Source organism: Leptospiraceae bacterium (genome assembly GCA_016708435.1).
Taxonomy (GTDB): Bacteria; Spirochaetota; Leptospiria; order Leptospirales; family Leptospiraceae; genus UBA2033.
The window spans coordinates 278,635-291,247 of the sequence record JADJFV010000034.1; the positions used below are offsets into that span (position 1 = coordinate 278,635).

Sequence of the window (12,613 nt, forward strand, 5' to 3'; positions counted from 1 at the left end):
CTATCATGGAATCAATGTTTTTGAAAAGCAAAATTTCCGAAAGCGAATATTTTTAAATGGATTGCTTTCTAAAAAGTTTTGATTCGGATATATCTACTAACGTGCAAACTACTCTGTCTATTATTTTTTCTTGATTGTAGATTGCGTTAAATACCATGTAACCCCAAAGTGTTCCACCAAGCTGTGGTTTGATTAGAACTTCAGCTTGAAAAGTTTCTAATTTTCCCTGCTTTAGCTTTTCGAAATTTTCACAAATAGACTTAAGTTCTTTTGCTCCAATGAAATCAGAAAAGTGCAACCAATTCAAATCCTCTTTTGAATAACCTGTAAGTGTTTCAATGGTAGGATTCATATTTAATATTTTTGCATTCATATCAAGGATGGCGATTCCAAAATAAGGATTATTGCTGATAGCCGTTAGTTTTTCCCGTGATATATGAGAGGTATATTCTAAGTTTTTAATCCAAGTAATATCTTTCGCACTGTGAATGACTTTTCCGTGCTCTTGATCTATTGAATGAAAAATTCCGGTCAACTGAAACCAGCGGTAAATTCCGCTTTTATGCTTTAATCTTAATTCTACTTCTGATTTTTGACCGGGATTTGTTATGATTTGTCTAAAATAGTTTTCGATAAGAATAAAATCTTCCCCGTGAATGAGAAGCGGTATAATTAAATTAGCCATACGCGCAACCTCGTCTTTCGTATAGCCTAAAGGAATTGCCAATTCTTCCAGAGGAAAAAAATAAGGAATTGTTTTATCCGTATTTTGACTGAAAATTAAATCGCCAAGAAGAGTCTCTAGATTTTTAGGGATGTGATTTTTTCTATCTCGTTTGAACTCTTTTTCTATTGCACTTTTGTTAATCGCTGTTTGAATAGTTGTATGTAATTCTCTAGCAAAGAATGGTTTTAATAAATATCCAGAAGGTTCCGTCTCTAAAGCTTTTGCAAGCATTGTATCATCGCTAAAAGATGTTAAATATATAACCGGAATATCGAGCTGACTTTTAATTTGTCTTGCTGTTTCGATTCCATTCATTTCTCCTTCTAACTCAATATCCATCAGAATTATTTCTGGTCGATTTTTTAGCGCGTTTTTAATTGCGTCTTCGCCAGAGCTGGAGATTCCAACTACCTGATAGCCAAAATTGATAAGATTCTCGCGAATATCAATGCTAACAATTGCCTCATCTTCTACTATCATGACCTGCACCGGTTTCATACTCTTTGCCTCGTTTTTATATTCAGTATTTTTTGCTTATTCTTGTCATGAATTGTTTTTTTGGGGTTAGTTTTTTCAGTAATAGCACAATCTCATTTTCAAGTTTTGTCAATTGCTTTTTATTTTTTTATCCATATGATATGAAAAACATATCCTTCTTGCCATTCTGGAAACAATTTAGAATTAGTCTAAATTGTATGGAAAAAATTAATAAAACAGAAGATGAATGGAAGGCAGAGCTTACAACGCAAACTTTCCAAGTTTTGCGTAAGCATGGAACGGAGAGAGCATTTTCCGGAGAATACAATGATCATCACGATGATGGAACCTATGTTTGTGCCGGTTGTGGAAATGCACTCTTTGATTCGAAAGTAAAATTTAATTCTGGCACTGGCTGGCCTAGTTTCTATGAGCCGATCACACCTGACGCAGTCGAAACGACTACAGATACGAAATTTTTTATGACGAGAACGGAGGTGCACTGTGCTAAATGTGACGGGCATCTCGGACATGTTTTTACGGATGGACCAATGCCTACAGGTATGCGTTATTGCATGAATTCAGTTTCATTAAAATTTCAGAAGGAGAAAATATGAAAAAAGTATTAAGCGTAGGGCAATGCAATCCAGATCATAATTCAATAAAGCATTATTTTGAAACAAATTTCGACTGTGAAATTACTAGAATTGATTCTACTGAGGAAGCATTGTCCGAGCTTAGTAAAAAATCTTATGATTTAGTTTTGGTCAATCGTAAACTCGATATTGATTATACGGATGGAAATATACTCGTTGTGGAAATGCAAAAAGATTCTAAAATGAAGCAAACACCGATTATGCTCATTTCAAATTATCCCGAATATCAAAAAGAAGCAATTGTATTAGGAGCAGTTCCGGGGATTGGCAAATTAGAATATGGAACAGATTCCGCTTTTCAAAAGGTCTCTAAGTATTTACCGCCAAAGACAATTAAGATTAAAGCCGAAGGATAGCGTTTACCCGCCTTTACTCATTATAAATTTCTCTAAGAACTCTGTGATGTCTGTGATGTTGCGGTTAATCATGTTTTTTAATTCCGGTGGAATATTTTGCGATTTAATTACGCGATAATAATTTAATGCATTCTTTAGCATTTTACGACGGGCAAATTCTTGCGCCTTCATAAGCATTGGTTTATATTTGTAATAGGAATATTCCATAATGCTATAATTCTTAGAGAGTTTAAATGGATGTGGAATCTTACTAAAATCATAAGTCAATGTTAAGAAAGGAGCATCATCAATTTCAGGTGGCTTCAGTTCGAGGATACCATGAATTGTCCGCTCGGGCTCAGGTGGGGGAGGTGGTAGTTCAGGAATTTCAGAAATCTGAGACTCTTCTTCGTCAGAAGGAAGAGGTCCGTCACCTTCAATCATATTTATTTCAGGAGTTTCTTCCGGTGCAAACGGATCGATTAAATGACCGGACTTTGTTCTAACGAAATCGTCTGGATCAGGGAGTTCTATCTTTAATTCTTCAGGTATATCGTATACGCCAGGAGAATAAGGAATTGGTCCCATACCAGAAGCATCTTTCGCTGATTCCTTATTAGCCGCTTCTCCAACGATTCCTGTTCCATCTTTAGAGGAGACTTCTATTTCGCCTGAAACTTCTCTGTGTGGTAATTCAGCAGACTCAGCTTTCAATAAAACAGGATCGGGAAGATCAATTTTAACAAGACCTTTATCGCTTTCCGATAATCCCAATTCTTCATTTGCCGGTATATACTTGGAAAGTGTGTTTGCTATGTCATCGGAAACTGATTCTTTCAGAACTTCATTTTGATCGAGTTGAGGTTTTAAAACTATTTCTTCAGGCTCTGGCAACTCTACTTTAATTAGCTCATCCGAGTTAGGGAGTCTTTCATTGGAGGATGGATCTCTCGGTAAAAATTCTAGTGATCTTAGATTTGGGTCTATTGACTCTTTGTCGGAAAAATATTCTCTCTCAGAGATTGGCTGCTCTAAGTCAGAAGGTATTGGATAACTTTTTAAAGGTTGAGAAAGATGAGGATAAGATTGATTATCTCTATGCCAGTCTCTAAGGAAGGCTTCCCTTGCATGAAGCAGATTCTCATCTTGATTTCTTCTATCTTTTCCAGATCGTCTATCTTTCTTAACACCTTTCGGCAATTCTAGTAATTCATTTACTCTTCTATCTTTCCCGGAACGTCTTTCCTTCATTGGGAGGGGTTTAAATTTTTCCCATTCTTGAGAAAAAAATAAATTGCTCAACCAATCATTTATGTTTAAAGGCATTGGAGGAGGAAGTGGAGGAACGTTGAATGGATGCTGACTGGTGTCTGAAGTTCCTTCGACATGAACATTCGGTACATTACTGTTATCCGCTGAACTTGAATCAGGTATTTCCGGATGTCCTCCTGATTGCTTTTCCTCTAGCCCCTTGTCTCCACTATCACCAGCATTCTCTTTTTTTAAATCAGATTCATTGCTTGATTTGTTTGATCCGGAAAACTTGGTCTCCTCTCTTGCTTCTCTTGAAACGAATTCGCCTGTGATAAATTCGGTAGCTTCTGGTATTTCAATATTACCCGCTTCATACTTTTTCATGAGCGGCGCATAATCTTTATCTGCCTTCGGTTTCGGAATCTCTTTTTCTAATTCAGACCATCCCGTTTCAATATGAGATAGATCCTGTTCTACTTCAGGAGGAAGCGAATTGATTTTTTCCGTGTATTCTTTTATTACTCGAATTTCTTCAACTACTTTAGTCTCGGTTGACTGCTTTGATTTAGAAGGAAGGGCTTCGTCTTTTTTTTCTTTAGCGGGTAACTCAGATATCTCTTCTTTGCTGCTAGAATTAAAATCGTCTTTTTTAATTTCGGACTCTGATTTTACTAGACTTGTAAGATTTTGGTTTTCTATTTGCAGGGAGTCTGAATCAATTGTGGCATTTTGAATATTGGTTTCGTTACTTATTTGAGCTGATTCGTTAAATATTTCTGCTTTTTGATTTTTTATATCAGAGGTCTTGAAATCCGATTCTTTTTTAATAGATGAGTTTTCTTCTTCTTGAGGAATATTTGTATTATCCGTCTTCGAATCGTCTTGAATATTTTGCTTCTTTCCTCTTGCATCTAGTGAACCTAAATCCAAAGGTTTTAACTCTGAATCCCGATCTTTGTTTGCTAAGTCTTCTATACCGGTATTTCTGTCCGGGACTGTCTCTATTTGCTTTAAAATGTTTAACTTTTCGGTAAGTGAATCGGAAAGATTCTCTGTCAGCTCTTTTAGAGACTCCGAAAATTCCTTCTCTCTATTGTCTGAGTATTTTTGTAAGAATGCCTTCTCAGAGTTGGGATCACTCGATTTTAAATAATTATGAATATCAGAAATATTCTTTTGGATTTTTGCTTGCACTTCTAGATTTGTAATCTTGTTTACAGCTCGATAGTAGATTTCTAAGGCACTTTTAAAATGTCCTTTTTTTACCATCGTATCTGCATTTAGCAAAGGGCGCTTATGCAAAAACAGACTTTTATCGTTCTCACCTAAAATTTCAGTGGCATCATAACTCAGAGTTAAATTGGTAGTAGAAGTGTTGAGCGGCGCCATTAATTTTTCTGTATTCTCCTAGAATTTAACCCAAAAAGTAAAACTTCATTTTTTATAAAAAGGCTTATTTAAATAAAGTCTATTACAATTTTCGACAAATTTGCCTTCCTAGACTAGAACTAAAAAGCCCAAAATTGACTTCATTGCTTTAAAATTTTCTTGACAAAAGATTCTAGCACGTACTCTTTGTCTTAATGAAGTTAGTATCGAAGAAGAATTTAAGTTTTGGTTCAAGTCCTGATAATAATGATGGATTACAGCTTAGAATAACATTTGATGAAGATACTAAAACAGCCTACGGGGATTATACCTGTCCTGCTAAGTTTCAAGGATCGCCCGATGCCATTCATCCGGGAATCATAGCTACCATTTTAGATGAGATCATGATTAAGATCAATGAAGCCATGAATTTTGAAACAATGACTGGCGAATTGACTGTTCGATATCTTCAACCAGCTTTTATCAATGAGCCTCTGCACTTGCGTGGTTGGTTTGTAAAGAAAAACAAAAAAGTCATTGAGAATAGAGCCGAGATTGAAAACGAAATTGGAAAAATTGTTGCCCGTGGAAAAGGAAAATACATGGAAGCAGGCGACTAAAAGACAAGCCGATGTGGTGAAATTGGTAGACGCAGTGGATTCAAAATCCACCGAGGGCAACCTCGTGTCGGTTCGATTCCGACCATCGGCACCATTGTATTAAGTTTTATTCTCTTTTAAAGCTCTTTCATAGAAATCCTTTTCGATTGTATCAATCCCTTTTAAAATTAACTGAATCTTTTCTTGGCTCAGTTCGGTAAATACGTCTTTGCCTCGAATGATAATCCCTTTTCCAAGACTGATTCCGTCTATGTCTGCCTCTGTATAAGTTTCAGGTTTTAATTTCATTTTCCCTATTACATAGTCTAGAACTTCCAAAATTTTTGCCAGTAATTCCTTTTTCGAGAGAGTGGCGAATAGGCTAACGATTTGATGCCTGAAATCATCAGCCTCTTTTTGCGGGATACTTGCGATTAGCCTATTAAAATAGATTTCTTCTTCAATGTCTTTACCTTCTGCAATCAGCTTCTTGGCATGATCATATAGAATTGCTTCAAACTTATGTGCAGTTACATAAGACTTGAGAGCGGATACTCCTGCTTTTGCGGCAGAGAAGAATTGCTTTCCGAACTTAAAAATTATCGTTCCTATACTTCCCAAAAGCCCGAACATTTTATCAGGAGAATGCACAAAAGAGGCAAGGGCTTCAAAGGCTTGGTCTAACTTGATTCGCTCTTCCAATTCAGGATAAAGAAGTTCTAAAAAATAGGACGTTAGACGGTCTACCGTTGCCTGATCAATGCTTGTAAATTCCTGAAAGCGATTTAGATTCTCTCTCGAATATCTTTTTTGCAGAGACTTCCTATAGGCGAGAATTAAAAGTCCGAATTCTTTTTCTTTTAAAGGGGTTGGTTTATTCATTTTTATCTGACACCACTTCTTCGAAATAGCTAAGTCCTGTGCTGCCTACATATTTTTCAAAGTCAATTCGTCTCCCCTTAGGAGTGTAGAGAGTTTCGATAGGTCTTAGCTCTAATCCATTGAATAGAGAATATATCCCAACTGCGAGACAAATGGCTGTTTTGCGTTTCTTGGTCGTTACAAAATACATGTCTCTATCGCTTGTAATTTCACCCAATTCCAGATAGGCTGAAATCGCATTTACAAAAGTAGGAATACTGTAAGTAGATACAAAGGGAAGCAATATTTTGTTTGGCTCTTTGTATGTATCTTTGTCTTCATTTACCTGTAACCGCAGTCCATACTGCATAAAACGTAGCAATTCATTGCTTGCATAGAGATTGTCACCGCCAAATCCCTCTAAGCCGCCCTCTCTGCGCATTAACTCTGGTTTGCCTCTCTCTCTATCCCAAAATTTTCCCACTGCACGAAACCCAGAATGATCTATTGCATACGGACCTTCTTTATTGTTTACAGTTTTTTCCCATCCGTCTGCATCTTTATATCGCCATGTAATCATATTTGCCCGATAGCCTTCAAATCTTTCTACGTTTGATTCTGTTCCTGCCTGGTTAGGCCAGTATCCATTAAAATAAATCCATGCATCTGCAATTGCATTTTCTAGTCTTGACCATTTTGATTCAAAGAGCATCCAATTCTTCCAGGGAGTTTTTAAAAATTCTTCCGGCTGTGCTTTTTTATCTGAAATTCTTTTTAGAAGTTCAAAGGTTTGATAGGAAGGAGCAATCACGGCACCCATTCCTCCTGAATCGGGAGCTGCGTTCATTGCATTGATATGGAGAGAAACTACAAGCGCCGGTTTTTCTTTGTTAATCATAGAAATTCTTCCCAAGCGATTTTTTCCCGTTTTAAAATCAGGATAATCATAAAGGCGATAGAGTTGGTTCTTGTCTTCTTTTTCTCTGTAACTTCTATCCTTGTAATTGTCTGTTCTTGTCATGGCTGATTCAATTTTGATCCAAGGAGCATCGGAGTCAGAGAAAAGTTTGATATAAGATTTGAATTTTTGAAATCCTTTTTTTGTTTTAGTGAGATCTAAAATTTCTTTTAATTCCTTTCCTACTTCTAAAACAATTTCCATTTCCGTGCGCCCTGCTTTGGGGTGGCTGGCACCATCTTTGTAATTTTCTAAAAATCTTCCCGTTACTGTGTCATATTTATCTCCGAAAATTTCGAGAGGGTCTTGCTTGGCGCCACCGTGTCCCGGGTCGATTACGATTTTATATTTTTTAATTGGGTCGCTCTGTAGGCTAAAGCCTACAACTAAGAGTAATAAAACTAAATATGTTTTCAAAATGCTTCCTTGTAATTTGATGATCAGAAATCTTCTTTCTAATTGCAAAAATAAGTGAATATTCATTCTTGTAAAGTATCTAATCGAGGTTATGAATGTTATTGCAGGAAGAATTTAAGGCAACAGAAAAATCGGATAAAATCTTACAGAAAGCATTGGAAGGGAATCGAATTTCAAAGGAAGAGGCACTTCTTTTGTATGAAGAGGGTGATTTTCTAAAAATTCAATTTGTGGCACGTGCGCTACGGGAAAAAGTTCTCAGCCATAAATATGCAAGCTATACCATGTTTCGCGTTGTCAATTATACAAACTATTGCAATGTTGAATGCTCTTTCTGTTCTTTCATGGATGAAATTGGTTCGGGTAAGGGATACGTTTTAAGCAAAGAAGACATTGTAGAAAAAATGGAATTTGCCAAAAAAGAAAATGCAGACCAGATGTTTCTACAGGGCGGAGTCTATCCCAATTTAAAATTCGATTATTACTTAGATGTGCTCTCTGCGGTTAAGAGCCGTTTTCCGGAAATGCATATTAGGGCTTTCTCGCCCGTAGAAATTATCAATATGGAAAGGCTAACCGGTCTTAGCCTAAGAGATGTTCTTCTTCGTTTAAAAGAAGCAGGACTTGATTCTGTTCCCGGTGCAGGTGCAGAAATTCTTACCGAGCGTATGCGTAATATTATCTCCCCCAAAAAAGCAAGCGTTAGTGAATGGACCCGCGCAATGGAAACCTGTCATGAAGTAGGTTTACTCGGCAGTGCCAACGTAGTATTTGGATCAGAGGAAACAAAAGAAGAAGTCATTGAACACCTAAACGTTATCCGCGAGTCGCAAGATAGAACTCACGGGTTTCTCGCATTTATCCCGTGGACATTTCAACCGCAAACAAAGCGATTTAAAATTAGAATGGTTCCGACTCATGAGTATTTGAAGGTATTAGGCATTTGCCGCATCTTTTTAGATAATATTCCCCATATTGAAACCTCTGTCATGGTTCTCGGAAAAGGAGTAGGGCAGCTTGCTTTATACAGTGGAGCGGATGACGTTTCCTCTGTTGTAATTGAAGAAAATGTTCTTCGCTCCTTCGGTCTTAAATCAGAAGAAGAGGCTACTCGCTTTCTAGCCGGTGCAGGCTTTACTCCTAAACGCCGCGACTTACTTTATAATTATGACAAGTATCCTGATTACGTTCCTACTGGAAAAGAAATGAATTATATGAACTTGGGGGCGTAATAATGAGGAATTGTTAATACGGAATGAGGAATGGGGGAGTTTGCGGATAATGGTGAATTATTAATTTTGAATTTGGAATGATAAGAGAAAGAGTCGGTTATTGAGTGAGATTTTTTCTCTTCATCAACAATATAGCTTTCAATAGAATCTTCATTCTTTTTAGAAAATAAAAATTGGTTTGAATCGTTGCTATTAATCAACATTTTTTCGTATTCCATTAAGCGATTAGAAATATATGTTTGTGTCTTGCTATCTAGCTTTAGCCATTTTATATTTTCTTTGAGACATCTCTTGCTACTGAGGTAAGGGTAATAGAAAATAAAAAAAACAATTCACTGAAAGCGCAACATTCACCAGTAAAAATAAACCAAATACAACTAACTCTCGCTTCATAATATTATAAAACATTAATACCTATCTTCGTGAGTCAATAACTAGTTTATAAATTTTAATTTTCCAGCAGTATTATTCTCCATTGACAAATCAAGCATATTACCTACTTTATTTTTAATGAATTTCCCTCTAAACCTAAACTTTGGTGTATTTGAAATATCTTCTCACTTACTTTTTGAAACGCTTGCCTTCTTAATTGGGTTTCGTTTTTATATGGTCTTACGAAAAAAAGAAAAAGCCCTTCTTACTTCATCAGAAAGACTTTGGATACTCATTGCGGTAAGTATTGGGGCAATACTTTTTTCACGATTCATTGCAGTGATGGAACATATTGAACTGGTGAATCGGGATACTCCGCTACTTTTTTATTATTCCCAAAAAACAATTGTAGGTGGACTTTTAGGTGGATTAATTGCAGTTGAGATAACAAAGAAATTTTTGGGGATCAAATATTCATCCGGGGATATTATGACTTATCCTCTCATTCTTGCAATCATGATTGGGAGAGTTGGATGTTTTTTGGCAGGATTAGAAGATGGAACTTACGGCGTGGAAACAGAGCTTGTCTGGGGAATTAATTTTGGAGATGGTGTTAAACGTCATCCGACACAGATTTATGAAATTATTTTTTTAATGGTTTTATGGATTTGGATTCGCTTATTAGAATCTCAAAAAGTAATTTCTTATCTTCATCAAATAAATGGAAGCATATTTCAGGAACAGAATCGTTTACCGAATGGTGTTAGATTTAAGCTTTTCTTATTTCATTATTTGATTTTTCGATTTATCATTGAATTCATTAAGCCAGTAAATCTTTTCTTATTTCGCCTATCGTTTATACAAATCGCCTGTATTTTAGGAATTGGTTATTATTATTTTTTACTTTTAAGATTCTATTTGAGAAAGTATTGTTTATGAAAACCTTTTCATTTTATGCTTAACAAGGTGTATTATAAATTGAGTTTATTATGATTAGCCGCAGCCTATTTGATTGCATTTTCTTGAACAGGTTATCTTTGTTTACTTGAGTATGTAAAAAAAATTTTATTTTTGAAATCAAAATTATTCTTTTCATGTCTAAGTATTATATTTTTTTGAGTTTATATTTTAAAAGGAAACAAAATGAAACCTGCGAAAATTGAAAGTGATGACCTAAACAAAATAGCGAAAAAGATACAGGAAAAATCCGACGAAGCAATTGGCCTATTCGTATTCAACGGATACAGAATTCAAGTCAGTAAATATCAAATGGATGGAGGAAGCAGAGTTCGTATACTGTATAATAAACGAAGAGCCAGAGGTCTTTGTATCGTATGCGAGACTAAAGTAAAACGCGTAAATCCTTCTTCAGGCAAATTATACAGATTGTGTGATACCCATAGAAAATCCATTGACAAACAACGAAATAAAAATCGATCCCAATTGCGCTAAGAGATTAGAATTCCTTTTTTCAAAAAACGAATTTCTTTTTTTAGAGAATTGAGAAGTATTTCTCTTTGCCTCACCTCATTCAAATCTTTTTCGTACCTGCGGAGGTAAATCTCTGTTTTGCGAATCATCTGTTTGAGATAATGTATTTGATTGATTTTTTCTTTAATTTGCTCTAAGATTATTTCAGAATTATCAATAGAAATTTCATCTAGATAAGAACTAAGATTATTCAATTCGTTTAAAAATTCCTTTTTAAGAGTTTCACTTGATAGTATTTCTTTTGGTTCTCCTTGCCATGCGGGGTTATTGGCCCATGGATAATTGTGATTCTCTTTCGCGGATAACAGTTGTTTGGCTTTTGTAACGCCAATGTTTTTGACATTTTCAATATAGGAGCCTCTACTACTTACATTGTAAATTTCAAGCGTTGTAGTTTTGGCTGACTCCTCGAACCAGTGCTTGTAAATTCCTAATACGTAATCAGTTAAAACAGTTCCTCCGTCGCAAGCTTTTACATACTTTGTTTCTCTCTTGCGAACGATCTCCTCATTTATTTTTTCAAGACTTTTTTTTCGGTTTAAAACAGTAAGCCATTTTTCATTGTGATGTGTTCCTGTTGAATGAATTTCTCGTCCTGTATATGCTAAGTCCTGTCCCGTGAGGAAAATGGGAGAAAACCCCATTTGGCGTATTATATCAAATGCGCTAGTCGCAACACTTCCGCCTGATTGAACATCTCCTATGTCACCAATTTTTTCTTCTACGATAGCGCCGCCTGCTGTTATTTCTCTAAATGGTTTTCCCGAAGCATCTACTTGAAATTTAGCTGTCAGGCTATGGATAATTGATTTGAATTTAAAATTACGCAGCAAAGCAGGGGAGGTTACGAAGTCGGCGAATATAGGAATCTCAGATAAATCTTCTCCTAGAAAATGAAAATAAGAGTGCAATTGAGCGTCTAATGTCATTACTCCGTCGGGTATTATTCCAAACTTCAGAAGAACTTTAAGAGCAGTATCGCAAGCGAATACAAATACTTTATCGCGATTTTCTTTAATAAAATCACATTGGCTTCGCAAACTCGGTCCTGCCGAAACTAATATCGCTGGTATATGACTGTAATCTCCTAAACATTCTTTAAATTTGTATCTAGGAGTAGGGTTTGAATTGTATTGAATCAAATTTGAAATGGAATTACGAACCCATATGCGCTCAAATTCAAATTTAGTAAGTAAATCGCTCATCTTAGAAGAAAAAAGTTTGTTGATACGCTCTTCAATGTCTAAGTAAAAAGCTGGGTTTAATTGGATGCTAGGATTATTTCTAAAGAACTTAATACCGGATAGCCGCTCTATAGGAAGAGATTCAATGTAGCCCCATAGAAGGTGGAGTAGTCTTTCGCCTAAGAATAGATGACGACCTGGAATTTCCATTGCCGGATAAATAAATTTATCCCATAAACTAGAAAGAATTTCTTCCGAGGAATCTATAAATAGAATTATTTGATTCCGTGCAATCTTCTCATTCAGGATTTGTATAAGATGAGGATTTCCCAGTCCAAAGACTACGACCAAATCCGTTTCGCGAATCTTTGTTTCGCCAATCATCCTCATTGCCGAAACCTTTGGAGCTACCGAACTAGCTAAATTTTTTCCGCCAATCGAGACATAGTATTCCTCCTTTTCCTTAATTTTATTTAGGGCATATACCCTCGAAGACTCGATAGAGCCTTGAAAATAAAGGTTCAAATAAGGTTTTTTAAGAATTAATTCTTTTAAATTTATTGGTGACATAATATCCACTTTTTATAATGTACACCCTAGAGATTTGGTCAATCGGTTTTAAAAAGAAAAAGCGATCAATTTTCGATAGTACGAAAGGTTTTCAGAAGGGTAAATTATAAAT

At 35.8% G+C, this 12,613-nt stretch carries 10 protein-coding genes, 1 tRNA gene and 1 pseudogene; 7 read left to right on the forward strand and 5 right to left on the reverse strand.

What is annotated here, in order from left to right:
• Positions 1–52 precede the first annotated feature (52 nt).
• The gene (locus IPH52_24065) at positions 53–1,225 is read right to left on the reverse strand and encodes a response regulator (protein ID MBK7058070.1); all 1,173 of its coding nucleotides are present in this window, start codon (positions 1,223–1,225) and stop codon (positions 53–55) included.
• A gap of 140 nt (positions 1,226–1,365) precedes the next feature.
• On the opposite strand from IPH52_24065, the gene msrB reads away from it, so the two are divergent.
• On the forward strand, positions 1,366–1,821 hold the full coding sequence (gene msrB / locus IPH52_24070) for a peptide-methionine (R)-S-oxide reductase MsrB (protein MBK7058071.1): 456 nt from the start codon (positions 1,366–1,368) through the stop codon (positions 1,819–1,821).
• Complete coding sequence (locus IPH52_24075) at positions 1,818–2,216, forward strand: hypothetical protein (protein MBK7058072.1); 399 nt, start codon at positions 1,818–1,820, stop codon at positions 2,214–2,216. The genes msrB and IPH52_24075 overlap by 4 nt, the downstream gene beginning before the upstream one ends.
• Before the next feature lie 3 nt (positions 2,217–2,219).
• On the opposite strand, the pseudogene IPH52_24080 reads toward IPH52_24075, so the two are convergent.
• Positions 2,220–2,663: pseudogene (locus IPH52_24080) on the reverse strand (hypothetical protein).
• A gap of 2,369 nt (positions 2,664–5,032) precedes the next feature.
• On the opposite strand from IPH52_24080, the gene IPH52_24085 reads away from it, so the two are divergent.
• Positions 5,033–5,437, forward strand: a complete 405-nt coding sequence (locus IPH52_24085) for a PaaI family thioesterase (GenBank protein ID MBK7058073.1) — start codon at positions 5,033–5,035, stop codon at positions 5,435–5,437.
• A gap of 7 nt (positions 5,438–5,444) precedes the next feature.
• Positions 5,445–5,531, forward strand: a tRNA-Leu gene (locus tag IPH52_24090).
• A 5-nt stretch (positions 5,532–5,536) separates the two neighbouring features.
• Here the strand turns inward: IPH52_24090 and IPH52_24095 are convergent.
• Together IPH52_24095 and IPH52_24100 are read right to left on the reverse strand one after the other, a co-directional pair.
• Positions 5,537–6,298 (reverse strand): hypothetical protein, encoded by a 762-nt coding sequence (locus IPH52_24095; protein MBK7058074.1) that lies wholly within the window; start codon positions 6,296–6,298, stop codon positions 5,537–5,539.
• Positions 6,291–7,718 (reverse strand): N-acetylmuramoyl-L-alanine amidase, encoded by a 1,428-nt coding sequence (locus tag IPH52_24100; GenBank protein MBK7058075.1) that lies wholly within the window; start codon positions 7,716–7,718, stop codon positions 6,291–6,293. The genes IPH52_24095 and IPH52_24100 overlap by 8 nt, the downstream gene beginning before the upstream one ends.
• 29 nt (positions 7,719–7,747) lie before the next feature.
• Here IPH52_24100 and mqnC point away from each other — a divergent pair, with 29 nt between their 5' ends.
• The 3 genes from mqnC (at position 7,748) to IPH52_24115 (ending at position 10,708) form a co-directional block, all read left to right on the forward strand.
• Positions 7,748–8,884, forward strand: a complete 1,137-nt coding sequence (gene mqnC / locus IPH52_24105; GenBank protein MBK7058076.1) for a dehypoxanthine futalosine cyclase — start codon at positions 7,748–7,750, stop codon at positions 8,882–8,884.
• Between the two features lie 510 nt (positions 8,885–9,394).
• Positions 9,395–10,195 carry a prolipoprotein diacylglyceryl transferase gene (locus IPH52_24110; GenBank protein ID MBK7058077.1) on the forward strand — a complete coding sequence of 267 codons (801 nt, stop codon included), beginning with the start codon at positions 9,395–9,397 and terminating at the stop codon, positions 10,193–10,195.
• Between the two features lie 204 nt (positions 10,196–10,399).
• Entirely contained in the window at positions 10,400–10,708 is a 309-nt protein-coding gene (locus IPH52_24115; protein ID MBK7058078.1) for a hypothetical protein, read from the forward strand.
• Here IPH52_24115 and IPH52_24120 read toward each other — a convergent pair.
• Positions 10,705–12,501: a motility associated factor glycosyltransferase family protein gene (locus IPH52_24120; protein ID MBK7058079.1), complete on the reverse strand. Its 1,797-nt coding sequence runs from the start codon at positions 12,499–12,501 to the stop codon at positions 10,705–10,707. The genes IPH52_24115 and IPH52_24120 overlap by 4 nt on opposite strands.
• Positions 12,502–12,613 lie beyond the last annotated feature (112 nt).